Genomic DNA, 23,689 nt, shown 5'->3' with positions numbered 1-23,689 from the left:
TTTAATCTATTAATGATAAAACATTTTCAGGTGGTCGTCCAACGACCGCCTTTTTGTTTTTAATAACAATTGGTCTTTCGATTAATTTAGGATATTCAACCATCGCTGCTATCCACTCTTCTTCACTCAACGACTTCCCTTTGAAGTTTTCTTTAAAATCTGCCTCTCCTTTACGCAAAAGGTCTTCGGCCTTCATTCCTAGCATTCCAAGAACTTCTTTTAACTCCTCGGTTGTTGGGGTATCTTTTAAATATTCTATGATTTCTGGTTCCACTTGGTTATCGCGCAACAACTGTAAAGCTTGGCGACTCTTAGAACACCTTGGATTGTGATATATTTTCATTGTATATACTTTTCTATCACAAAGATAAAAGGATGCTCAAGCAATCAAAAGTTAGGCAAGGGAATAAGAAGATGCTGTCTTAAAAATTTCGAAAGATTAAGCGTTTACCGTAAAATGAAAACTGAATTGATTTCCATTCAAATGTTGAATAACCGCATTCAATTGTTTTTGCATCATTTTAATCAACTTCAACCCTAGAGAGTTTGTTTCCTGGTTCAAATCATACCCCGGACCATTATCACTGTAAGTCAAGAAATACTCCCCATCCTCTTCGTAAAACTTAATATTGATTACACCCTGTTCCACATCCTTAAAGGCATGTTTCACACTATTGGTAAATAACTCATTGACCACCAAGCCAAGAGGTAAGGCATAATCCATATTTAGTGAAATATTTTCCACTTCTAAGTTCAATTGAATCTCCGAATTCGATGTACGCAACAAATGATTACACAAACTTTGTAAATACTCTCTAATATCCACATTCTCCAAAAAAGATTCGTTGTACAACATGTTGTGTATTTCTGCTATAGAAAATACACGGTTGGCACTTTTCTGCAACTGTTCTCTGAGCTCTTCATTATTGGCCGATTTCAATTGTAAATGAAACAAACCATTCATGGTATTGAGGTTGTTTTTAATCCTGTGGTGTACCTCTCTTAACATGGTTTCTCTACTCACCAATGCCTTTTCTGCCACCTCTTTTCGTTCTTGGGTTAAGGCTACTATCTTTTGTTGGAATTTATAACGAACAAAAAGGATGATACTCAAAGCCACAATTAAAGTGGTTACGGCAATAACTATCCATAAAGTAATACGTTGCCCATCCCTAATTTGCTCATTTTCTAAAAGTTCAATTTTACTAAATTCTAATTCCTTTTGTTTTTCATAGATATCGTATAACAAGGCATACTGCTTCAATTCCTTACGCTTATTTTCATTGTACTTTTCTTCACTCAACAACAAATACTGATTCAAAAAATCTTCCGCTCTTTCATGTTCCCCTTTACGGTTCATGATGCGATAATGTGTAAAGTATTTTTGCAGCAAGATTTTACTGTCTATCACAGGTAATTTAACCTCTTTATCCAAGGAATCTAAAATAGCTTGTGCCCTGTCGTATTTATGCATCTGAACGTAGACATTGGCTAAATCAACAAAGCTTTTAACGTAGTGATAATAGTCTATGTACTCACACCCTTTCATGTAATGATACAACAAAGGAACAGCCTCGTCTTCCCTACCTTTGGCCATATAAATCATCGCCAGATTAGCGTCTAACAAGGCATTGAAGTGATTGGTATTTTTATCATCTACTGCATTCCAATACGAACGGGCCAGATCATTGTACTTTACCACAGAGTCATACTCTTTCACCTCCAAATAACATAGGGCAATATTGTTACACAAGAAGCCCAGGAAATGTTTGTTGGGTGTTTTAACGTGTTTTAAATGATCTCTTAAACTTTCTTTGTACTTAGATGCTGCTGTTTCATATTCTTTAGCATCGAAATAAAACTCTGCAGAAAGCATGTATTCTGTATAGGGCTGCCCCGATATTTTTTCACTTTCTTCTATGAGTTGATAGTAGTATTCTTGGGCTTGCTGACCTTTGTCTAACATCCCCATTTTAAAATAAGCAGTAGTTAAACACTGGGCTAACATTTTTTTAAGCCATAAAGGAAGCGTGTCATCTTTTAACTTTCTGTGGGCATAGCTCGCACATTCTGTATAAGATTCAACAGCGATGTATTCTTTCAGTCGTAAACAAATAGAGTACACCTGAAACTCTTTATTAGTAATACCTCCAGAGGCATATACTTCTTGCAACTCTTTTTTTAAGTCACTCCTGTAAAACAAAAATGCTTGGGGTGAGATGTAATGTATATCGTTGAGAATGCCTTCCCCTGTAATCTTGGGTTTTGTTTGAGCTTGCCCCGACAAAGTGATGAGCGAACACACAAGGGTAAGTAGTAGTATTTTAATTGTATTCATATGCACAGTATTCCTAATTTCATCAACACTTCTAAAGGCAAACCTTGTTAACAAAAATACTGAAAAAAAGAAGAGTTCTTCCCCGTAGAAAAGAACTCTTAATATGTCTTGGTTCAATTGTAAAAGGTAGGTAGATTTTACATTACTTTCGGAAGTGCCACGGTCTTTTTGAACGCGCTAAACCAATGACACTACTTCAGCTAAAACTTGACGTTTTAAAATTACCTTCAATAATTAACAACTGAGAATAAATGTGATTAACAACCTTTATGCGTGACGAATGAATAGGAACCGTACTCTAGGCGACATCTAGGGCCTGTCGTACCATATCTTTGTACGATCTAGAGACTGGTATCTTAACACCAGACAGTACGATACTACTGGCCGAAACCTTTTCTATATATTCCTTATTTACCACGTAAGATCTATGTGTTTTTAAGAAATGTTCTTCAGGTAAAAGCTCTTCCACTTCTTTCAAAGTTTTACGGATTAACTTTCGCCCCATCTTTTCATGAACTTCTATATAATTCCCCAAAGATTTGATAAACAAAATTTGTTTATATGGGGTACGTATTAGCGTATTGCTATTTTTTAGAACTAAACAAGCTTCTTTTGGTTCTTCCACTGTTGCACTTTGCTTTTGCAAGGCTAAACTAATGGCCACCTTTAAGCGTTCAGAATCTATAGGTTTTAAAACAAAATCTACATAAGCAGTTTGTGCCGCTTCTTTCAACGTAAATTTGTCGCTATTTGCCGTTAAGTAAATAAATGGTACATCTATTTTACTTGCGATGTCTATACCATTTAATTTTGCAGACCTTAGATTAATATCAAGAACAACTAAATCAGGACGTTTTAATTCTATTGCACTTAAAGCCACTTGAGGATCACCTGTAACCCCAACAACTTCGTAACCAAATTCTTCGATAAAATCTTTAAGAACTTCTTGTGCAATTACATCATCTTCAACTATGAATATCCTTTCCTTCTTCATTCAAAAATAAATTCAACCTTATTTCTAGCTGCAACCAAATAGTTGATATCCGCCTTCAATTGCTTGGCCATTATTTCAATTAATGTTAATCCTAATCCACCGTCAGCACTTCTGGTTTCGGTGTATCCAACACCGTTATCTGCGTAGTAGAGTACAATTTTACCACTTTTCTTGTAAAATCTAACATCAATCACAGGGGAAATACCCCCTTTAAATGCATATTTTACACTATTGGTGATTAATTCATTTAAAATTAGACCAACAGGAACGGTTTTATCGTTTTCTAAAAGTATATCTTCTATCTCACAATTGAACTGTATCTCCTCAGAATAAATCTCTTGTATACGAGAGATTACCTTATTTAAATAACTTTTGGCATTTACCCCTTCTTCATAACCATCTTCAAAAACCAAGTTATGAATTTCGGTTATGGTATTTACTCGCGCCACACCATTCTTTAAATTCTCTATGGTCTCGGCATTATTGGTATTGCGCATCTGCATGCGAAACAAACCGCTAACCGTTTGTAAATTGTTCTTGATACGATGATGCATTTCTCGCATCATAACATCTTTAATTTCAATTTGCTTTTTGATACTTTCTTGCCTTTCCTTGGCACTGGCTATCTTTCTATTCTTCAATTGTGTGATTAACACAAGGGTTACAATTAACAGAACACCTATAAACATGAAGGAAACTACCCAACCAACTAGACGTTTGTTTCGTGCTTTCACCTCCTCTTGCTCCAAGATTTGTATCTCTTGTTCTTTGAGTAAATTCTCTTTGGAAACGATATCAAACAACACTGCTATTTGCTCACGTTCGGCCTTATCTTTTTTCTTTTTATCGCTGAATTTTAGATCATAATAAGCCTCGTGCACTTCTAACGCTTCCTTAAAATCACCCTCGGCTTTTAAAACTTCAAATTTGGCTTCTAAGAAAAATGAATACAAAATCTCTGGCTCTTCTATGCTGTCCAATTCTTGCGTAAGGGCATCTAAGGTTTGTCGCGCTTCCTTAACCTCCCCTAACTTCACTTGAAGCTCTATGAGTTGACAACGCGAATGTAGGTGATTCCAATAATCCTTTTCCTTGCTACCGACTACATCATGTAATATTAACTCCTTCGCCCTTTGGTAATTCCCTCTTAAATTTTCTATTGTAGCCAAGTTACCATCTAACAAGCCCATGAGGTATGCCCTATCTTCTTTTACATCTGGAGATTCTTTCGACCAATACTCCCTCGATTTTTCTAAATAAAACTCAGCAGAATCTAGCTTGCGTAAATTGGTATACGTAATGGCAATATTGTTTAGGATGTTCCCTTTGTAGTGATCATAAACCCTGTCATCGTGTTCAATTTCAGCAAAATTCTTTTTAAACGCTACAAGAGCTTTTTCATAGTTCCCGCTACGATAATAGTAAAGTCCGGGTTGTATATAATCAAGGTGTATTTTCCCCTCACTATTCACAACATTCTCATTAAGCTCTCTGTAAACCTCAGTCCATTTATTAGCTTCATCAAAAAGGTTTACGTTGTAATAAGACAAGGCCAGACCTTTTGAATATTCGCGCAACAACCATTCTTGGTTTTCATATTCACTTACAAAGCCTTCTACTAAATTGATGTATTGAGAATACTCTTCCTTGGCCAATAAAATTTTAGAGGATAATAAATCACGATAAATACCTACACTATCTTTTGCAGTACTCGGAGCGGAAGCCACACTGTCTAGCGTCACTTTTAATTCCCACTCTTTACTTAAAAGATAATTAAGGTCTTTTTGTTCAATTTTCTTGAACGCAGTAGCAGTAGTTATAGCGTCTTGTCCTAAAACACAAGTAAACATCCCCACCATAAATATGAAGACGTAAATTTTTCTTAGCATGCGTAAAATTTAAATGCCGTACAACATGATACCTATCATAAAATAGATAAACAGTCCTAAGACATCATTAACTGTAGTAATAAAAGGTCCTGTAGCTAACGCAGGATCAATTTTATATTTATCGAGTACCAAAGGTACTAGCGTTCCAAACATGGCCGCAAACATAATTACGGTAAACAAAGATATACTCACGGTTAACCCAAGCGTAACATCTTCTAAAACAAAGGTAATCAAGAAAATCAGAACAGAACAAATGAACCCATTCAGTAAGCCCACCAATGCTTCTTTTCCAACTTTGGACAAAATACTACCAAATTGTGAAGTTCCATTGGCAATAGACTGAACAACAATTGCAGAAGATTGTACTCCTACATTTCCTCCCATGGCAGCAATTAAGGGGATAAAAAAGGCCAAGGCTGGAACTGCCCCTATGGTTGTCTCAAAAGAACCAATTACTTGCGCTCCTAAAATACCACCCAATAATCCGATTAGCAACCAAGGTAAACGCGCCCTGCTGGTTCTCCATACACTGGCGTTTGATTCAACTTTCTCGGAGATACCCGAAGCCATCTGGAAATCCTTATCCGCCTCTTCCTTGATTACATCTACAACGTCATCTATGGTAATTCTACCCACCAACTTTTTTTGTAAACTAACAACAGGAACAGATACCAAATTGTATTTTTCCATCACTTTGGCTACCTCTTCACTGTCCATGCCTGTAGGAACTGAAATTACATTCTTGCGAATACAAATGTCTCCTATGGCTGTTTTTGGACTGGCAAAAAGTAAACTTTTTAAAGAGAGAAAGCCTACCAACCTGTCCATAGCATCCACCACGTAGATGGTATATACTTTATCGACTTCTTCGGCTTGTCTGCGCAGCTCGATAACCGCCCTATTCACGGGCCAATTCTCACGAGCTTGTATGTATTCGGTTTGCATCAAACCACCAGCTGTATCTTCGTCGTAATTCAACAAATCTACCAGCTCGGCAGCGTCATCGTCTTCCATTTCGGCAATTACCTCAACTTGTTCACGTTGCGATAATTCACCTAAAATATCAACGGCATCATCCGAATCTAAATTTTCTAATTGTTCAGCAATTTGGGTTGGAGTTAAGGATTTGATAAAACGCTCGCGCACTTCCTCTTCTAACTCCATTAATACATCGGCTTGCAATTCTTCGCTTAATCGGTAATACACAACTTTTGCCTGTGCATTATTCAATTCATCGAGAATATCAGCGATGTCTGCCTCATGCAAATCAAGTATCCGTTCATCTACAGTTGCAAAATCATTTACATCTATAGCCAAACGGATTTCATCCAAAAATTCTTTTGTTAACTCAAATTGCATGGGGCAAATATACTTTTATCTGTAATTTGCAGAAAGAGAATAACTTTATTTATTCTGCCATCACATTTTTTATTACTAGTCGTGCAGTTTGTCTTGTTTTCTGTTCCAACAAGATTTCCTTACCAACGGTTAATCTATCTATGGTTTCAGCATCGTAGTGTCGTATAGTTACCAACTCCAAACCTTCATTAATCTTCACTTCAAACTCCCCAGATAACTTCTCTTGTAAACAACTCAAGTTTGTTTTACCATCAACACAGAAAGAAAAGCTCAACGCAGAGTTTTGCATGATGTTAATTTTGGCATTACACTCCGAAAGCACCGCGAAAATTCTACTTAAATTCTCTTCTACAATGAAAGAAAAATCTTTAGGGGTTACAGATATCAATACCTGCTCCATTTTAAAGATAAAACTCGGCACTAAATCATCGTTCTCCATAGAACTCTGAATAACCGTACCCTCTGCTTCTGGATTTAAGAAAGATTTCACAAACAAAGGAATTTGCTTGTTCTGCAAAGGTTTTATCGTTTTTGGGTGAATAACAGAAGCTCCGTAATAGGCCAATTCTATAGCTTCTCTAAATGAAATAGAATCTAATTTCACAGTATTGTCAAACCATTTTGGATCTGCATTCAACATTCCAGGCACGTCTTTCCATATGGTTACGTCTACCGCGTTTAAACAGTAAGCAAAAATACCCGCTGTAAAATCAGAACCTTCTCTTCCGAGTGTGGTTGTAAAGCCTTCATCTGTGTGACCTAAGAAACCTTGAGTCACAAATATTTTCTTGTCCGCCAAAGCATCTATAGCTGAAGTAATTAAACGCTCTGTTTTTGTCCAATCTACTTCTGCCTCTCTGTAAGCGTGGTTGGTTCTTACCAACTTTCTCGCATCTAACCAAGCAGAGTTGTGGTACAAACTTTCTATATAAGCCTGAACTATTTTCGTAGAAACCACCTCTCCCAAGGAAACAATTTGATCGTACTCAAAGTTGTAATTCTCAGCACTAGGAACATTCACTCTATTCCCTAAGTCATTAAAAATAGTTTTAACCTGCGTAAAAATCGGGTGATTTTTCTCTTGAAATAACGCATCAACTATCTGAAGGTGGAAACGTTTTCGTTCTGCAACAAGGTTTCTAAATTCGTCGTAGTTCTTCTCATACAAATGATGAGCAATTTCTTCCATGGCGTTGGTTGTTTTCCCCATAGCTGAAACCACAACTAAAATTTTATCCTCGGGAAATAGTCTTAAAATCTCCCCAACATTTCTTACCGCATCCGCATCCTTAACCGATGCTCCTCCAAATTTAAATACGCGCATTTTTTTTGACTAAAATTTATTTGCGCTACGAAAATACAGCATATAGCCCTATATTTATTGGTGAATACATAAATTTCCTAAAGATTGAACGAAATAGAATTAAAAAAGCAATTTTCTAACACCCAATACTTTGAACAACTTCGCAATCAAGTAGAAAAAGATTTTGCCTTGGTGGGACTAAAAGTTGATTATTCTCTGTGCCATGATTTAGAAAAACTCGAGAAACATCTCCGAGAAGACTTACGCTTTTTCAGCATCAACCAACCCCGTGCTTTGATGCAAATTTTCTATTCTATAGACCTTAACGAACAGCGTTTAGCGCAATTGTTAGAGGGGAAGCAAGATCAATACTACAGTGAGTTAAGTAAATCTATCTTATTGCGTGAAGCCCAAAAAGTAATCTTGCGCATTCACTATTCCTCCCATTAAATCTTCCACAAAAAAGAAGAAGGAATCACAGTTTTCTCTCTGACTACGAGCATATTTCACAGAAATAACCTAAGCTTAAAATCAGCTTTATAACAAATTGTAATCCTATGCTATAAATAGCTTGAAATTTTTTAGGAAATAAAGATCTAAAAAGCATAAAAGTCTTAGCTTTGTCCTTCCATAATTGTACAAAAGAAATGGATAAGGTATCATATGTAGGGAATGCTGATGTAAATGCGATAGATCATTTATATCAATCATACAAGAAAGACCCTGAAAGTGTAGAGCCAGGATGGCAAAAGTTTTTCGAGGGTTTCGAATTTGCACAAACTGACTACGAGAACGACGGTGAAATTCCAGAAAATTTTCAAAAAGAATTCAAAGTACTAAACCTCATCAACGGTTACCGTACGAGAGGACACTTATTTACGCTAACCAACCCAGTTAGAGAGAGAAGAAAATATGCTCCAACGTTAGACATCGAGAACTTCGGTTTAACAGAGGCAGATTTAGATTTATCTTTCCAAGCAGGAAGCGAAATTGGAATAGGTACAGCTACTTTACGTGAAATCATTGATCACTTAAAAGAATCTTACTGCCAAAGTATAGGAATTGAATACGCCTACATGCGTGATCCAGAGCGTAAAGCTTGGTTCATGAATCGTGTAGAGTTAAAAAATAGACCACACTTTTCTGCAGAGCAAAAGAAGGCAATGTTCTTGAAATTAAATCAAGCAACCATCTTTGAACAATTCTTACAGAAAAAATACGTGGGTCAAAAGCGTTTCTCTGTTGAAGGTGGAGAGGCTTTGATTTCTGGTTTAGATCACTTAGTTACTAAGGGAGCTTTAGACGGTATTGAAGAGTTCGTAGTAGGTATGGCGCACAGAGGGCGTTTGAATACTTTAGTGAACATTTTCGACAAAGACTTTGAACAATTATTTAGAGAATTTGACGGTAAAGAATTCGAAGAAGACGAGAGCTTCGACGGAGACGTTAAATACCACATGGGAGAATCTGGTGTTAAAAACATCAACGGTAAAGATGTTCGTTTAACATTGGCACCTAACCCTTCTCACTTAGAAGCGGTAGATCCTGTGGTTGAAGGTATCGTTAGAGCTAAAATTGATGACTACATCCAATCAGAAGATAAAATAGTTCCTGTATTGATACACGGAGATGGTGCCATTGCTGGTCAAGGTATTGTTTACGAGGTAATCCAAATGGCGCAGCTAGATGGGTACAGAACTGGAGGTACAATTCACATTGTTGTAAACAACCAAGTAGGATTTACAACGAATTACTTAGATGCTCGTTCTTCTACTTACTGTACAGATGTTGCCAAAACAACGTTGAGTCCAGTATTCCACGTAAATGGAGACGACATCGAGGCGGTTTCTCAGGTAATGGAAATTGCTTTAGATTACAGACAGAAATTCAATCAAGATATTTTCATCGACTTATTGTGTTACAGAAAGTATGGACACAACGAAGGTGATGAGCCGAAGTTTACGCAACCTACTTTATACAAAGCGATTGCAAAACACCCAAATCCAAGAGAGATTTACTTGAATCAGTTGATCTCGGAAGGTGTTATGACAGCTGAAGAAGGTAAGGAAATTGAAGTAAACTTCACAAAAGAATTGCAAGAGAAGTTTGACAACTCTAAGAAAGAGGAGAAAGCTGCAATTAAAAACTTTATCGATCACAGAAACGAAGATGGGTTCATCACAGCTACAACAGCTCATTTTGAACAAAGTCCAGACACAAGTTTTGATAAAGACAAGTTATACGAATTAGGAGAAAAAATCACTACACTTCCTGAAGGGAAAAAGTACTTCAGAAAAGTTGAAAAATTATTCAACGATAGAGTGAAGATGATTGCCAACAATGAACTAGACTGGGGTACGGCAGAAATGTTGGCTTACGGAAGTTTATTATCAGAAGGTCACCCCGTTCGTATTTCAGGACAAGATGTTGAGCGTGGTACGTTCTCTCACCGTCATGCTGTTGTAAAAACAGAAGACAACGAGGAAGAAATCATGACTTTAAACTTGTTATCTGAAGACCAAGCGAAATTCACGATTTACAACTCATTACTTTCTGAGTACGGAGTTTTAGGTTTTGATTACGGTTACTCTTTAGCACAACAAAACGGATTAACGATTTGGGAAGCACAGTTTGGTGACTTCATGAATGGAGCTCAAATTATGATAGACCAATTCATTTACCCTGCAGAGGATAAGTGGAAAGTACAATCTGGATTGGTAATGTTGTTACCTCACGGTTACGAAGGTCAAGGAGCTGAGCACTCTTCTGCACGTTTAGAGCGTTTCTTACAAAACTGTGGAGACTTAAACGTACAGGTAGTTAACTCTACAACTCCAGCCAACCACTTCCACGCATTGCGTAGACAGTTGAAGCGTGAGTTTAGAAAGCCATTGGTTGTGATGTCGCCAAAAATGTTGTTGCGTTACCCGAAAGCGGTATCAACAATGGATGAATTAGCGAACGGAAGATTCCAAGAGGTAATTGACGATCCAAGAAACATTCACGACACAGCAAATGCGGTTGTATTATGTTCTGGAAAAGTATACTACGAATTCATCGAAGAGGCTGAAAAGAGAAACGTTACAGACGTTGCCTTTGTAAGAGTTGAACAATTATACCCTTTCCCAAAAACTCAAATTGATGCAGTATTGGCTCAATACAAAAACGCGGATAAAGTAATTTGGGGTCAGGAAGAACCTGAAAACATGGGAGCTTGGACACACGTTGCAATGGAATTAAGAGGTAGAGATATAGATGTAGTGGCAAGACCAAGATCATCTGCTCCAGCTTGTGGTTCTAAAGTAACGCACGCAAGAAGATTAAAGAATTTATTTGATAACTTATTTGTTAAAGCTGGAGTTACAGCCTAAGTACAAATAGAAAACAAAACAAAATGTCAGTTTTAGAAATGAAAGTACCGAGTCCGGGAGAATCTATCTCAGAAGTAGAGATAGCGGAATGGTTGGTATCTGACGGAGACTATGTTGAAAAAGATCAGGCTATCGCAGAGGTAGATTCTGACAAAGCAACATTAGAGTTACCTGCAGAAGAAGCGGGAATCATAACATTGAAAGCTGAGGAAGGTGACACTGTAGCTGTTGGACAAGTTGTTTGTTTAATAGACACAAGTGCTGAACCACCAGCTGGAGCGCCGAAAAAAGAAGCGGCTCCTGCACCAGCGAAAGAGGAAGCGAAAGCACCTGCAGCAGCACCAGCGAAAGCAGAGGCAGCACCTTCTCCAAACCCTGTGAAGAAAGAAAGCTACGCTACAGGAACTCCTTCTGTTGCAGCAGCGAAAAAGATGGCCGAGAACAACATCTCTGCAAATCAAGTAAACGGAACAGGTAAAGACGGAAGAATTACAAAGCAAGACGTTGTTGCAGCTATGGCAGCAGGTTTCCCTACAGAAGCAGCAGCTGGATGGGGTGGAACTCGTGATACAGAGCGCCAAAAAATGTCTATGATGCGTAGAAAGATTGCTGAGCGTTTAGTATCGGTTAAAAATGATACTGCTATGCTTACTACTTTCAACGAAGTAGATATGAAGCCTATCATGGACTTGCGTAATAAGTACAAGAAACAATTCGCTGAGTTCCACGAAGTGAACTTAGGGTTTATGTCTTTCTTTACAAAAGCAGTTACAGAAGCATTAAACTTATTCCCTGCCGTTAATGCACAAATCGACGGTAAGGATATGGTATTGCACAACTACGCAGACATAGGTATCGCAGTATCATCTCCAAAAGGATTATTGGTACCTGTAGTACGTAATGCGGAGCAAATGTCATTGGCTGAAATCGAAAAAGAAATTAAGCGTTTGGCAATTAAGGCCAGAGATGGGAAAATTACTCCAGATGAAATGACAGGTGGAACATTTACAATTACCAATGGTGGTGTATTTGGTTCTATGATGTCTACACCTATTATCAACCCTCCTCAATCTGCAATTTTGGGTATGCACAACATCGTTGAGCGTCCGGTAGCAATTGATGGAAAAGTTGAGATTAGACCAATGATGTACTTAGCGCTTTCTTATGACCACAGAATTATTGATGGTAAAGAATCTGTAAGCTTCTTGGTGAAAGTGAAAGAAATGTTAGAGAACCCAGAAAGAATGATCTTCGGAGCGAAAGATCCGTACGAAGTTCTTTTAGGTTTATAAGCAGTTATAGATTTAAAGAAAAGGTGGAGTAGTATTACTTCACCTTTTTTTGTGTCGTAAGTATTTTGATCTCGAGAGCTACTCACTCCATCAACATCAGCACAATAAACAATCCTCTCTTTTTAAAATTTAGTATTCCTTAAAATTGAATACAATACTTATTTTTGGTGCTATGAAAAAAGTATGCTTAATATTTAGTTTGGCCCTAGCGGTGGTTGCTTGTAAAAATGAAACTAAAGTTGAAGAGGAAGTATTCGTTTACACGGAGGATACTACCGAAGTGAGTTTAGAAGACAATTTAAAATCTTTGGTGAGCGAACTAGAGAAAAACCCTAACAACGTTGAGAAGCTTATAGATATAGCTAACTTTTACAAAGATGCTATGATCTACCAGGAAGTATTACCCAATGCAGCCAAAGCTTTTCGTTTAGATAGCACCAACTTGGAGGCGCGCAAACTTTACGCCTGGTCTTTGATTAACCAATACGAACCAAAGGTGGAAGACATACTCTTGGCCAGAGAACAGTTTGAATACATACTTTCCAAAGAGCCAAGAAACCCGGAGACCTACGTGAACATTGCTACAACTTACACCTTGATGGGGGACTACAAAAGCTCTTTCAATTATTTGGATGAAGCCATTAAAATAGATCAACAATACAGGGATGCGTACATACTTAAAGGTACAAACTATAGAGCCGTTGGTAATGAAGAACTCGCCATCTCTAGCTATGAAACAGCGTTACAAATAGACCAGGAATACGCCGAAGGATTTTTAAATGTTGCCGATTACTATGTTGAAATTGGAAATCCTATTGCTTTGGAGTATTACCAAACTGCCTACGATTTAAATCCATCTTTAAAAAACCTAAAGGTACGTGCCTTATACGGTATAGCGAAAACACAACAAGACTTAGGTCAGTTCAAGGAGGCTTTGGCCAGCTATAGAAAACTTGCCGTTCTCGCACCTTCCTTTGAACCTGCCTACTTTAACCCCGCTTACATCAAACAGTTTAAGCAAAAAGAAATTGACAGTGCAGTTTACTACTACAACTTATGTGTAGATGTGAACCCAAAATACATAGATGCTTGGCACAACTTAGGTTTGGCCTACGCAGAACAAGGTAGAAAGTCTGATGCAGCTAGAGCCTTTTCAACGGCTTTAAGTATAAATCCAGACTACACTATGTCTAAAGAAGCTGCAGAAAAGCTTTTAAAGTAATGCAAGCTAAGCAAAAAATAATATTGAGTTTGGGGGATGTTCTTATCCCCCTTTTCGGTTTCTATTACCTCGATTGGTCTTTGTACTTCATTGCCCTTTATTTACTTTTAGACCTGATCGGAAGTTTTATTTTTTACCACGTCAAAGCACGTAAACGCATACAATACTCTCAAAACGCCGCGGACAGAAAAGCCTATAAAAAAGGAACATTGGTCTTATTCCTACTCATCACTTTTGTGGTATTTGCCACCCACCTCTTTGCACTTATAACCCAGCCGGGTATTAATTTCAGTAAAGCCTTTGTTGCTTTCTTAATGTATGTAGAAGAACCTATTCCCCTCCCTCAATTTTGGTTTTTACTTCCACTCCTTTTACTCCCACCCTACCAACAGTACAAAATGGAATTCATTATGCAACAGCAATTCCGTACGAAAACGGTTCAAACCCTAACAAGTACTTTTCAAAACGATTTACTTATTCTTTTGCCCTTACTTGGAATTGCATTAGCCACTGCATTTTTCGTAAGCTTACCTCAATACATTTGGCTCTTTCTGTTCATTGTTTTAAAATTGAGTTACGACCTTTATTTTAAGCCACGCATTTTGGTCCAGAAATAACGAATATCATCTCCTTCACTTTTTGGTCAAATTTCAGATGAAATGATTTGTTTCTCCCTGAATTAAATCTATATTTAACACTTATAGAATATTACTGTTAAATATAAAACAAAGATGAAACAAATTTTAATTCTCGGTGCTGGACTTTCTTCCTCATCACTCATACGTTATCTACTCAACAACGCCGAGAAAAACAACTGGTTCTTAAATATTTGCGATCAAAACATTAAAGCCGTAGAAAAGAAAATCAACGGCAGTTCACGCGGAAAAGCCCTTTCCTTTAATGCCTTAGATCCTGAAGAAAGAAAGCCTTGGATACAGCAAGCGGACATCGTGATAAGCATGTTACCGGCACGTTTTCATGTAGACATAGCAAAAGATTGTATTACTTACACAACAGATTTGATTACCCCCTCTTACGTTTCACCAGAGATGGAAGCCCTTTCTGAACAAGCCAAGGAGGCTGGTATCATTATCATGAATGAAATAGGGGTTGACCCAGGTATAGACCACATGAGTGCTATGCGTATACTCGATCAAATTCATGCTAGAGGTGGAAAGATGCACATTTTCGAATCTTTTTGTGGAGGTTTAGTTGCTCCAGAAAGTGATGACAACCCTTGGAACTATAAATTTACGTGGAACCCAAGAAATGTTGTACTGGCCGGACAAGGTGGTGCTGCAAAATTCATTCAAGAGAACAAATACAAGTACATCCCCTACCACAAACTGTTTAGAAGAACTGAAATCATTAACATAGATGGTTACGGACTCTTTGAAGGTTATGCCAACAGAGATTCTTTATCGTATAGAGATGTATATGGTTTACATGATATCCCTACTATTTATCGCGGCACCTTACGTCGTAAAGGATTCTCTAGAGCTTGGGATGTTTTCGTTCAATTAGGAGCTACTGATGATTCTTACATTTTAGAAGGGAGTGAAAACATGACCAACAGAGATTTCATCAACTCGTTTTTACCCTATAATGAAAACGACAGCGTTGAATTGAAACTACGTCATTACCTTAAAATTGATTTGGATGACACCCTTTGGGACAAGTTGGTTTGGCTAGATATTTTTGATTGCAAAAAGAAAATTGGACTTAAAAATGCCACACCTGCACAAATCCTTCAACATATACTAGAGGAGAAATGGACCTTAAAAGACCATGATAAAGACATGATAGTTATGTACCACAAGTTTGTGTATGTACTCAATAATGAATTCCATGAAGAAACCTCAGAAATGGTTAACATAGGTGAGAACCAAACCTACACTTCTATGAGTAATACGGTTGGACTCCCTGTAGGAATTTGCACGAAACTCATGCTCAACAACAGTATAACCAGAAAAGGTGTGCTACGTCCGATTTACAAAGAAATCTACGATCCTATTTTAGACGAACTAGAAGAACACGACATCAAATTCATAGAAAAGAAAATTACACCACCGCGACTATACTCTAACGACCAGCCCTGGAGCTAGGTCAGCATACAGTGTGAGTATTGAGCAAGAAACACTTAAAAAACGGAGTTGGTTTTCACCGCCTCCGTTTTTTACTTCTATGACGAATGAGCGGAGCTCAGCTACAAATCAAGAGTAATCATCAAATCAATCAAATTTGAATCCTTGAATTCTTGAATCTTTGAATCACCTCCACCACAACCAAACCATTCTTAACACAAATAATACAACATTCGTTTTCAGGTTTAAAACATTAGCTCTATCTTTGCGGCTTTGAAATTCAATTACTATGTCAGTAGGAGTTAAAATATTTGCAGGAAGAGCTTCAGAACATTTGGCGAATCAAATCGCTGAGTCTTACGGAGTTTCATTAGGTAACGTAAAAGTTTTAGAATTCAGTGATGGTGAATTCCAACCTTCATTTGAAGAAACAGTACGTGGACAAGATGTGTTCATTGTACAATCTACTATGCCACCGGCAGATAACTTATTTGAGTTATTGTTGATGGTAGATGCTGCAAAAAGAGCTTCTGCGCGTAAAATCATTACAGTAATTCCTTACTTTGGATTTGCTCGTCAGGATAGAAAAGACAAGCCAAGAGTTGCTATAGGAGCTAAATTAGTTGCTAACATGTTAATGGCTGCAGGTGTGGACCGTTTAATTACAATGGACTTACACGCGGATCAAATTCAAGGTTTCTTTGAATTCCCAGTAGACCACTTATTTGCTTCTACTATTTTCTACCCAGAAATTGAGAAGTTAAACACAGGAAACTTGATCATGGCTGCTCCAGATGCTGGAGGTGCTAAGCGAGCAAACTCTTACGCGAAGAAATTAGACGTAGGTTTAGCGCTTTGTCACAAACAAAGACAAAAAGCTAACGAAGTTGCTACGATGACCGTAATCGGTGATGTTACAGGTAAGGATGTTGTTTTAGTAGACGACATGTGTGATACGGCAGGAACTTTAACAAAAGCCGCTGACTTATTCATGGAAAAAGGAGCGAAAAGCGTACGTGCTTTCTGTACACACGCAGTACTTTCTGGACCAGCTTACGACAGAATTAAAGAATCAAAAATTACAGAATTGATCGTTACTGATACAATTCCATTGAAACAACAAAGTGATAAAATTAGAGTAGTATCTGTTGCAGATTTATTCTCTGATGTTATCCGAAGATTGGTAAACAACCAATCAATTAGTTCGCATTTTATAATCTCATAATAAAATAAAAATGAAAACAGTACAATTGAGCGGTTCGCTTAGAGCGAACGTAGGGAAAAAGGACGCGAAAGCAGTTCGTAATGCTGGAAACGTACCTTGTGTACTTTACGGAACAGGTGAGCAAACTTCATTTGCAGTTAAGCACACTGACATTGAGAAAATTATTTTCTCTCCAGACGTATTCCAAATCGAATTAGACATCGATGGAACAACAAAAAGAGGTATCATTCAGGAAGTGCAAATGCACCCTGTAACTGATAAAGTTCAACACGTTGATTTCTTAGAATTAGTAGACGACAAGCCAGTTAAAGTTGGTATTCCAGTTTCATTAGTTGGTCGTTCTAGAGGTGTATTAAACGGTGGACGTTTACAACAAGTATTTAGAAGAGTTAAAGTTGAAGGTTTACCAAAAGATCTTCCTGCAACTGTAGAATTAGATATTACTCCATTAAGAATTGGACAAGCAATTAGAATTGGACAAATTGAAATTCCAGGATGTAAAGTATTAGATCCTGCTTCAGCTGTTGCTGTATCTGTTAAAATGGCTAGAGGTGCCGTTGCAGATGCTGACGATGATGAAGAAGAAGCAGAAGCTTAATTCAATTCACGAGATTACAAAAGCGCATTCGAAAGGATGCGCTTTTTTTGTTGCCTTTAGTTTTCAATAAAGGTGCTTGGCTTAGCGATAGAAATGGCACCCTGCAAGGAAAAAGTATAGGTCTACCCAACTTTTAATGGCGACCTAAGAAGCCAATTGAAAAGATGCTGGTAGCCTTCACTTTTTACTGAAGCGTAGAATGGATAGCGCGACCCTCGATAATAAATCGGGGGAAAGCCCCAATAAATCTTATTTTTAAGGCATGAGATTTTTGCTATCCCTTTTGATTGTATCGGCTGTGTTTGCTCTCAAAGCACAAAACATGATATTGCCTCAGCCTAAATTCATTACTGTTGATACGACACACTATGTAAATTTTGGCAAAGCTTTATTTACCTATAACGATGCTGCTACTCACCGATTGATTGAAAGTCTGAACACAAACAGCCACGGACTAGAAGTTCATCGTTTTCGCAATTCACCTAGCTCGGGAATTAGAATAAATGCCAACCTCTTTTTACATCCTAAATACGATAAAAAAGAACTGGATTATGACAATTACACCTTAGACATTCAAGCGGAAGCCATACATATTTATTACACCAATGAAGCATCGGCCTACATGGCTTTTCAAAGTTTATTGCAACTTTTAAAAACGAATGCGCAAAAGGACATCCTCCTCCCGCTTACCCACATCAATGATTACCCAGATTTTGAATGGAGAGGTTTGCACTTAGATTGTAGTCGTCACTTCTTTAGCACACAAGAAATAAAGCGCTTTCTAAACACCATGGCCTACTACAAATTCAATAAATTTCATTGGCATTTAACCGATGATCAAGGGTGGAGAATTGAGCTAAAGAAATACCCTGAGCTTACTTCAGTTGGAGCCTACAGAGACAGTACTAAAATTGGTCATTTCAACGAATTTGAAAAGGGCTATGAAAAGCAACGTTACGGTGGATATTACACCCAAAAACAAGTACAGGAAATTGTTGCGTACGCTGCAAAGCTCCACATAGAAGTAATTCCAGAAATTGAAATGCCCGGTCACGCCAGAGCCGCCCTTGCCGCTTTTCCAGAATTAGGATGTTCCCAAGAACAATTACCGGTAGCTTCAACATGGGGTATTTTCAATGAAGTTTTCTGTTCTAAAAAACAAAGTCTTAACTTTTTAAAGGATGTAATAGAAGAAGTGGCTCCATTGTTCCCTTCCAACTACTTTCACATTGGTGGTGACGAAGCTCCGAGCATACAAAGAGAGCACTGCAAACATTGTCAGAAAACCATAAAAAAGCACCACCTCCACAACGAACATGAAGTTCAGGGCTATATACTTAAGGAAATGAATGCTCACCTTAAAAAACACAACAAAACGCTAATTGGGTGGGATGAAATTATAGAAAGTGGCTTGCCAGATAATTGCGCCGTAATGAGCTGGAGAGGCATGCAAGGAGGGAAACAAGCGGCGGAACAAAAACATCCCGTTGTGATGTCGCCCACCACCTATTGCTATTTTGATTATTACCAATCTGACAACCCCAACGAACCTTTGGCTATAGGTGGGTATTTACCTTTAGAGAAAGTTTATCAATTCACCCCAATTCCACAAGACTTAGACACGCAATACCACGCATATATTTTGGGTGGACAAGCCAATTTGTGGACAGAATATATTGCTGATTTTGATCATTTAATGTACATGACCTACCCCAGAGCTTTGGCCTTAGCAGAAAAAGTATGGAACAAGAACGCGCCAAGTTATGAGGATTTCCTGCACAAGGTACTCTTCTATCAACTGCCTTATTTAGATACCCAAAACATCAACTACTCCAAAGCTATTGCAGATGCCAACTTTGTGCTTTCTTCTGATTCCATGGGAACAGTAGCTGTGCATGTAGAAAATCAAAATCCACTCTTACCAACCATTACAAATTTCAGAAACATTAGTACCAGTTCTAAAACAGACTTTCAACTTCATTTGCCCGAGCACAAAGTACAAGACACCATATACTTATCCTCTTTTGCAGAAGGAATGGAAGATAGGAAGAAAGAAATAACCCTTTATTTGAGTCAGAGTACAGGATGTAAAATCGACAGCCTCACTCCACCCCACCCTAAATTTAACAATGGAGGAAGCTTTACCTTGGTGAATGGCGTTTATGGTCGTAGACCTTGGAACGGTTCTGACTGGCTAGGCTTTAGTGGAGATACCATTACCGTAATTTTCGATTTACTAGAACAACGAGAACTTACGCAACTTGAGTTGAGTTGTTTAAAAGCAGAAGGCAGTTGGATTTACCTACCTGAACATATCTCTGTTTTTGGGGCGAATGATAAAAACGCATTTGAGGAAGTAGAATCTAGAGCAATACACAAAGAAATCAGCGAAATTCCTTTAGCAAACAACTACAGATATATTAAACTTGTAATTGCACCCAAAGACAAAATACCACAGGGAAATGAGGGAGCAGGTCAAAACCCTTGGACTTTCATTGACGAAATAATAATCACATGGAATTAGAATTATGCGCAGCCAGTTATAGCTCAGCTTTAAAAAGCAATCATCATCCTTTTAAAAGGGTTGAATTGTGTGCCAACTTAGAGCAAGGAGGCACTACGCCCTCCCCAGGTACGATTGCCGCTACCGTTGAAAACGTAGATGCTGAATGTCATGTTTTAATACGACCTAGAGTGGGTAATTTTAACTACAGTTCTGAAGAGATTCAAGTTATGCAGCAAGACATATTGCTCGCCAAAAGTTTGGGTGCAAAAGGCGTTGTTTTTGGCGTAATGAATTCACAGGACAGATTTGATCTAAACAAAAACCTACTCTTGTTAGAAGCAGCGGAAGGAATGCAGAGTACCTTTCACAGAGCAGTTGATAGTAGTAGCGCCTACATGAAAGACATTCAATCCATTATCAATTGTGGATTTCAAAGAGTTTTAACTTCTGGTGGAGGCACAAATGTAGAGGCGGGAAAAGAACAACTCAAGGAACTCATGCTATCGAATCCGGATATTGAAGTCATGATAGGCGGTGGAATTAACACCACAAACGTGAAGCAACTATACGACTACATACAACCACATGCCATCCACTTTAGTGCAACGGATTGGGTAAAAGATGAAAGTAAAAACATGTACACCACCAATTACCTGGAGACTTCCCTTTCAAAAATGAAGGAAATTCTCGCTCAACTTTAAGCAACAGAAACTTAAACACATGTATCCTCTCTTCAACCAATACTTAGAAGCACATAAAAAAGGAATAATTGACCGGCAAGCTTTTTCAGTTCAACTGCAACAGATGGGCAAAGATGAGGAAAGCAGGCTCTTACTTCTGGATCAATTTGAATTTGACGCAAACAAGTTCTCTACTTTCGATAAAGAAACGACTAAAGCTAAAAGACTTCTTTGGCTATTAAGTATTGTATTTTTTCTACTTGTGAGTATAACACTTCTCATCGCTAGGTTTAACTTTATCCCTAATCAACCCATGATGGCCATCGCTTTTTCTATAGCTGCGCCAATTTACGGTATTTCACGTGCGCTTTACAGCTTGCGATTAATAAAGAAAAGTAAAGTGCGCATCCTTCAAAAATGGAAAAGCCTCGAATAAATGTATACGCTTACAACATAGTCTTGCAAACATTTTTAAAATTTCAACACCGTATTAAGGTTTTTAATCACTTTTGTAAAGAAACAAACTGAAATAGGGGGAAATACCTAAAGTAAAAAGAAGCTCATTGGTGTATATTCCCCCTATAAACCAGAAACACACTATGGATTTAGATATACAAACAAAGCTCCTGAATTGCGTAAAGGACAAACTTGGTAAAAAAGACACTGTACCCAACGCACTCTCTGACCTGCTCTGTATAAGTATGGATGCTGCATACAGAAGAAATAGAAATGAAACACCCTTCACCATCCATGAGGTGCAAAAAATTTGCAACCATTATGGCATCTCCCTAGATGCCCTTTTAGGGATGGGAGAAACAAATGTAATGTTTAACTACAACCCAACACATCTCTATGACTTTAGTTTAGAGCAATATCTGGAGGGAATGTTAACAGCGCTAAAAACACTCAAACAATGCACGAATCCTTCCTTTATACTCACCACGAACAATTTGGCCATCTTTCAACTTCTCAACTTCCCAAGGTTGAGTAGATTTCGATTGTATTTTTGGGCCAAAACTCATTTGCATATAGAGGAGTATAGAGAGGCTTTGCACACGGATGAACGCGTAACAGAAACAGCATTTAATTTAGGTGCAGAGATCTTAGATTTGTACGTGAATATCCCAACGAAAGAGTGTTACGATACCGAATTCCTCAAAGGTTTCATTCGTCAAATTCAGTACTATTCTAATGCGCGTTTATTTGAAGACCCTCATTACGCACTCAAGCTCATGGACGATGTGAAAAATATGGCTGACCATATTAAGGCGCAAAGTCAACTCGGTTATAAAATGAAATTTAGAGATGATTCCAAAAATATAGGTGCGAAATATGATGTTTACTTAAACGACACCATCAATTCGGATAACTCATTTTATTATTCAGCTGATGAAATTGAAGGGATATATTTATCGCACAACCAGATGAATTTCCTACACACCAACGACGCTGTTTATGTGAACGAGACGAAATCCATCCTGGAAAAACAATTGGCAAACTCCAGTTTCATTAGTGAAAGTAACGAAAAAGAGAGAAATATTTTCTTTCATAGAATAGACCAAACCATTATGTCTGTTCGACAAAAAATTGAACTCGATATAATGTCATCTTAACTTTTTTGAAAACTTCCCTAATCACCTAAATCATTTACTAGAAAATTCGCAAAAGAACATTTTTCGAAATTATTTTCTACGAAAACCCCCAATCCCCTCCTCAGTTTATATAGAATCAAAATAGATTTGTGATAATCGCAAATCCCTCAACAGCACTGGCTAAAACCCGTTTTCCTCTAGCTCAACCTCAACATAACTTTGCAGTATACCAATAAACAAAGTTATGAAAGTGTTAGTTACAGGTGGAGACGGTTTACTAGGTAGTAACCTCCTCCGAATGTTGTTAAAAGCAGATCATGAAGTTTCTGTTTTGCTCTTAGATACAGGTTCCTTATCTCCAACTATTAAGGATTTAAACATAGAAATCATCTACGGAAACATCCTCGACCTAAATAGCCTTGACAGTGCAATCACTGGAAAAGAAGTTGTAATACACGCTGCTGCCTCTACCATGGTTATACCCGCCAAGAGCTCCTCTATAATTGAAGTCAATGTAAAGGGTACCAAAAATGTTATAGAAGCTAGTTTAAAACATAAAATCAAACGATTTATACATGTAGGAAGTGCCAACTCCTTCTGCCCTGGTACTTTCAAAAATCCAGGAACAGAGATAAACCCCTACACAGGTTGGAAATATGGATTAGATTATATGGATTCTAAAAAGGCGGCACAAGACCTTGTGCTAAATGCCGTAAAAACACATAAACTTCCTGCACTTGTCGTAAACCCAACCTTCATGTTGGGAGCGTATGACGCCAAACCGAGTTCTGGAGCAATGATTATTGCCCTATACAATCAAAAACTACCTGGATACACCGGTGGTTCCAAAACATACATTTCTGTAAAAGATGCTTCTCAAGCCATAGTTAACGCTATTACCCTGGGGAGAATTGGCGAATGTTACATACTTGGTAATCACAACTTAAATTATGCCGACGCATTTAAATTAATGGCCGAAGAATTAAAGGTAACGCCCCCTCACTTTAAACTGCCCGACAACATTGTAAAAATATACGGTAGAATTTGTTCCTTGATTTGCAAGGCAACACGTAAAACACCTACAATCACGAAGGAATTAGCTCTTCTCAGTTGCGAAAATCATATTTACTCAGGAGAAAAAGCACGCAGAGAACTTAACATGCCTAACACGCCTTTAAACATTGCTATACGCGAAAGTTATGAATGGTTCATCCTTAACGGATATATAAGCTAAAT

Annotated in this window: 19 protein-coding genes; 13 read left to right on the top strand and 6 right to left on the bottom strand. The window is 37.9% G+C overall.

Annotated elements, in window-relative coordinates; translation table 11 throughout:
* Nucleotide 1: 1 nt before the first annotated feature.
* The 6 genes from arsC to BM327_RS08380 all read right to left on the bottom strand — a co-directional run bounded on the left by arsC (nt 2) and on the right by BM327_RS08380 (nt 7,904).
* Nucleotides 2-343: an arsenate reductase (glutaredoxin) gene (gene arsC, locus BM327_RS08405; protein WP_090248264.1), complete on the bottom strand. Its 342-nt coding sequence runs from the start codon at nt 341-343 to the stop codon at nt 2-4.
* 96 nt (nt 344-439) lie between these two features.
* Nucleotides 440-2,338 carry a tetratricopeptide repeat-containing sensor histidine kinase gene (locus tag BM327_RS08400; RefSeq protein ID WP_139230312.1) on the bottom strand — a complete coding sequence of 633 codons (1,899 nt, stop codon included), beginning with the start codon at nt 2,336-2,338 and terminating at the stop codon, nt 440-442.
* Between the two features lie 298 nt (nt 2,339-2,636).
* Nucleotides 2,637-3,332, bottom strand: coding sequence for a LytR/AlgR family response regulator transcription factor (locus BM327_RS08395; protein ID WP_090248258.1), 696 nt, complete (start codon nt 3,330-3,332; stop codon nt 2,637-2,639).
* Nucleotides 3,329-5,221 carry a histidine kinase dimerization/phosphoacceptor domain -containing protein gene (locus BM327_RS08390; protein WP_090248255.1) on the bottom strand — a complete coding sequence of 631 codons (1,893 nt, stop codon included), beginning with the start codon at nt 5,219-5,221 and terminating at the stop codon, nt 3,329-3,331. Before BM327_RS08390 ends, BM327_RS08395 begins: the two co-directional genes overlap by 4 nt.
* A gap of 9 nt (nt 5,222-5,230) precedes the next feature.
* Nucleotides 5,231-6,580 carry a magnesium transporter gene (gene mgtE / locus BM327_RS08385; protein ID WP_090248252.1) on the bottom strand — a complete coding sequence of 450 codons (1,350 nt, stop codon included), beginning with the start codon at nt 6,578-6,580 and terminating at the stop codon, nt 5,231-5,233.
* Between the two features lie 49 nt (nt 6,581-6,629).
* A complete protein-coding gene (locus tag BM327_RS08380) occupies nt 6,630-7,904 on the bottom strand; it encodes an aspartate kinase (protein WP_090248250.1) in 1,275 nt (424 codons plus the stop codon).
* Nucleotides 7,905-7,988: 84 nt separating this feature from the next.
* Between BM327_RS08380 and BM327_RS08375 the strand changes: the two genes are divergently transcribed.
* The 13 genes from BM327_RS08375 to BM327_RS08315 all read left to right on the top strand — a co-directional run bounded on the left by BM327_RS08375 (nt 7,989) and on the right by BM327_RS08315 (nt 23,687).
* Nucleotides 7,989-8,333, top strand: coding sequence for a hypothetical protein (locus BM327_RS08375; RefSeq protein WP_090248248.1), 345 nt, complete (start codon nt 7,989-7,991; stop codon nt 8,331-8,333).
* Between the two features lie 197 nt (nt 8,334-8,530).
* The gene (locus tag BM327_RS08370) at nt 8,531-11,254 is read left to right on the top strand and encodes a 2-oxoglutarate dehydrogenase E1 component (RefSeq protein WP_090248245.1); all 2,724 of its coding nucleotides are present in this window, start codon (nt 8,531-8,533) and stop codon (nt 11,252-11,254) included.
* A 23-nt stretch (nt 11,255-11,277) separates the two neighbouring features.
* Nucleotides 11,278-12,546 (top strand): 2-oxoglutarate dehydrogenase complex dihydrolipoyllysine-residue succinyltransferase, encoded by a 1,269-nt coding sequence (odhB, locus tag BM327_RS08365; protein ID WP_090248243.1) that lies wholly within the window; start codon nt 11,278-11,280, stop codon nt 12,544-12,546.
* 172 nt (nt 12,547-12,718) lie between these two features.
* The gene (locus tag BM327_RS08360) at nt 12,719-13,768 is read left to right on the top strand and encodes a tetratricopeptide repeat protein (RefSeq protein WP_090248241.1); all 1,050 of its coding nucleotides are present in this window, start codon (nt 12,719-12,721) and stop codon (nt 13,766-13,768) included.
* Nucleotides 13,768-14,385: a hypothetical protein gene (locus BM327_RS08355; protein ID WP_090248238.1), complete on the top strand. Its 618-nt coding sequence runs from the start codon at nt 13,768-13,770 to the stop codon at nt 14,383-14,385. Before BM327_RS08360 ends, BM327_RS08355 begins: the two co-directional genes overlap by 1 nt.
* A 114-nt stretch (nt 14,386-14,499) precedes the next feature.
* Nucleotides 14,500-15,873, top strand: coding sequence for a saccharopine dehydrogenase C-terminal domain-containing protein (locus tag BM327_RS08350; RefSeq protein WP_090248235.1), 1,374 nt, complete (start codon nt 14,500-14,502; stop codon nt 15,871-15,873).
* Nucleotides 15,874-16,141: 268 nt separating this feature from the next.
* A complete protein-coding gene (locus BM327_RS08345) occupies nt 16,142-17,077 on the top strand; it encodes a ribose-phosphate pyrophosphokinase (protein ID WP_090248232.1) in 936 nt (311 codons plus the stop codon).
* 10 nt (nt 17,078-17,087) lie between these two features.
* Complete coding sequence (locus BM327_RS08340; RefSeq protein ID WP_090248230.1) at nt 17,088-17,675, top strand: 50S ribosomal protein L25; 588 nt, start codon at nt 17,088-17,090, stop codon at nt 17,673-17,675.
* Nucleotides 17,676-17,937: 262 nt separating this feature from the next.
* On the top strand, nt 17,938-20,199 hold the full coding sequence (locus BM327_RS08335; protein WP_090248227.1) for a beta-N-acetylhexosaminidase: 2,262 nt from the start codon (nt 17,938-17,940) through the stop codon (nt 20,197-20,199).
* Complete coding sequence (locus tag BM327_RS08330) at nt 20,190-20,882, top strand: copper homeostasis protein CutC (protein ID WP_090248225.1); 693 nt, start codon at nt 20,190-20,192, stop codon at nt 20,880-20,882. Before BM327_RS08335 ends, BM327_RS08330 begins: the two co-directional genes overlap by 10 nt.
* Nucleotides 20,883-20,901: 19 nt before the next feature.
* A complete protein-coding gene (locus tag BM327_RS08325) occupies nt 20,902-21,297 on the top strand; it encodes a hypothetical protein (RefSeq protein WP_090248222.1) in 396 nt (131 codons plus the stop codon).
* Between the two features lie 163 nt (nt 21,298-21,460).
* Nucleotides 21,461-22,474 (top strand): helix-turn-helix domain-containing protein, encoded by a 1,014-nt coding sequence (locus BM327_RS08320; RefSeq protein WP_090248219.1) that lies wholly within the window; start codon nt 21,461-21,463, stop codon nt 22,472-22,474.
* Nucleotides 22,475-22,697: 223 nt separating this feature from the next.
* A complete protein-coding gene (locus tag BM327_RS08315; RefSeq protein WP_090248217.1) occupies nt 22,698-23,687 on the top strand; it encodes an NAD-dependent epimerase/dehydratase family protein in 990 nt (329 codons plus the stop codon).
* The last annotated feature ends 2 nt before the right edge of the window (nt 23,688-23,689 follow it).

Source organism: Lishizhenia tianjinensis (assembly GCF_900116425.1).
GTDB lineage: Bacteria > Bacteroidota > Bacteroidia > Flavobacteriales_D > Crocinitomicaceae > Lishizhenia > Lishizhenia tianjinensis.
Note: the sequence above shows the minus strand (reverse complement) of the source record. Positions and strands in the feature narration are given on the sequence as shown.

What these genes read in the sequence shown, in the direction of transcription:
- arsC (WP_090248264.1), bottom strand. Translation starts at nt 343, where the DNA reads ATGAAAATATATCACAATCCAAGGTGTTCTAAGAGTCGCCAAGCTTTA.
- BM327_RS08400 (WP_139230312.1), bottom strand. Translation starts at nt 2,338, where the DNA reads ATGAATACAATTAAAATACTACTACTTACCCTTGTGTGTTCGCTCATC.
- BM327_RS08395 (WP_090248258.1), bottom strand. Translation starts at nt 3,332, where the DNA reads ATGAAGAAGGAAAGGATATTCATAGTTGAAGATGATGTAATTGCACAA.
- BM327_RS08390 (WP_090248255.1), bottom strand. Translation starts at nt 5,221, where the DNA reads ATGCTAAGAAAAATTTACGTCTTCATATTTATGGTGGGGATGTTTACT.
- mgtE (WP_090248252.1), bottom strand. Translation starts at nt 6,580, where the DNA reads ATGCAATTTGAGTTAACAAAAGAATTTTTGGATGAAATCCGTTTGGCT.
- BM327_RS08380 (WP_090248250.1), bottom strand. Translation starts at nt 7,904, where the DNA reads ATGCGCGTATTTAAATTTGGAGGAGCATCGGTTAAGGATGCGGATGCG.
- BM327_RS08370 (WP_090248245.1), top strand. Translation starts at nt 8,531, where the DNA reads ATGGATAAGGTATCATATGTAGGGAATGCTGATGTAAATGCGATAGAT.
- odhB (WP_090248243.1), top strand. Translation starts at nt 11,278, where the DNA reads ATGTCAGTTTTAGAAATGAAAGTACCGAGTCCGGGAGAATCTATCTCA.
- BM327_RS08360 (WP_090248241.1), top strand. Translation starts at nt 12,719, where the DNA reads ATGAAAAAAGTATGCTTAATATTTAGTTTGGCCCTAGCGGTGGTTGCT.
- BM327_RS08355 (WP_090248238.1), top strand. Translation starts at nt 13,768, where the DNA reads ATGCAAGCTAAGCAAAAAATAATATTGAGTTTGGGGGATGTTCTTATC.
- BM327_RS08350 (WP_090248235.1), top strand. Translation starts at nt 14,500, where the DNA reads ATGAAACAAATTTTAATTCTCGGTGCTGGACTTTCTTCCTCATCACTC.
- BM327_RS08345 (WP_090248232.1), top strand. Translation starts at nt 16,142, where the DNA reads ATGTCAGTAGGAGTTAAAATATTTGCAGGAAGAGCTTCAGAACATTTG.
- BM327_RS08340 (WP_090248230.1), top strand. Translation starts at nt 17,088, where the DNA reads ATGAAAACAGTACAATTGAGCGGTTCGCTTAGAGCGAACGTAGGGAAA.
- BM327_RS08335 (WP_090248227.1), top strand. Translation starts at nt 17,938, where the DNA reads ATGAGATTTTTGCTATCCCTTTTGATTGTATCGGCTGTGTTTGCTCTC.
- BM327_RS08330 (WP_090248225.1), top strand. Translation starts at nt 20,190, where the DNA reads ATGGAATTAGAATTATGCGCAGCCAGTTATAGCTCAGCTTTAAAAAGC.
- BM327_RS08325 (WP_090248222.1), top strand. Translation starts at nt 20,902, where the DNA reads ATGTATCCTCTCTTCAACCAATACTTAGAAGCACATAAAAAAGGAATA.
- BM327_RS08320 (WP_090248219.1), top strand. Translation starts at nt 21,461, where the DNA reads ATGGATTTAGATATACAAACAAAGCTCCTGAATTGCGTAAAGGACAAA.
- BM327_RS08315 (WP_090248217.1), top strand. Translation starts at nt 22,698, where the DNA reads ATGAAAGTGTTAGTTACAGGTGGAGACGGTTTACTAGGTAGTAACCTC.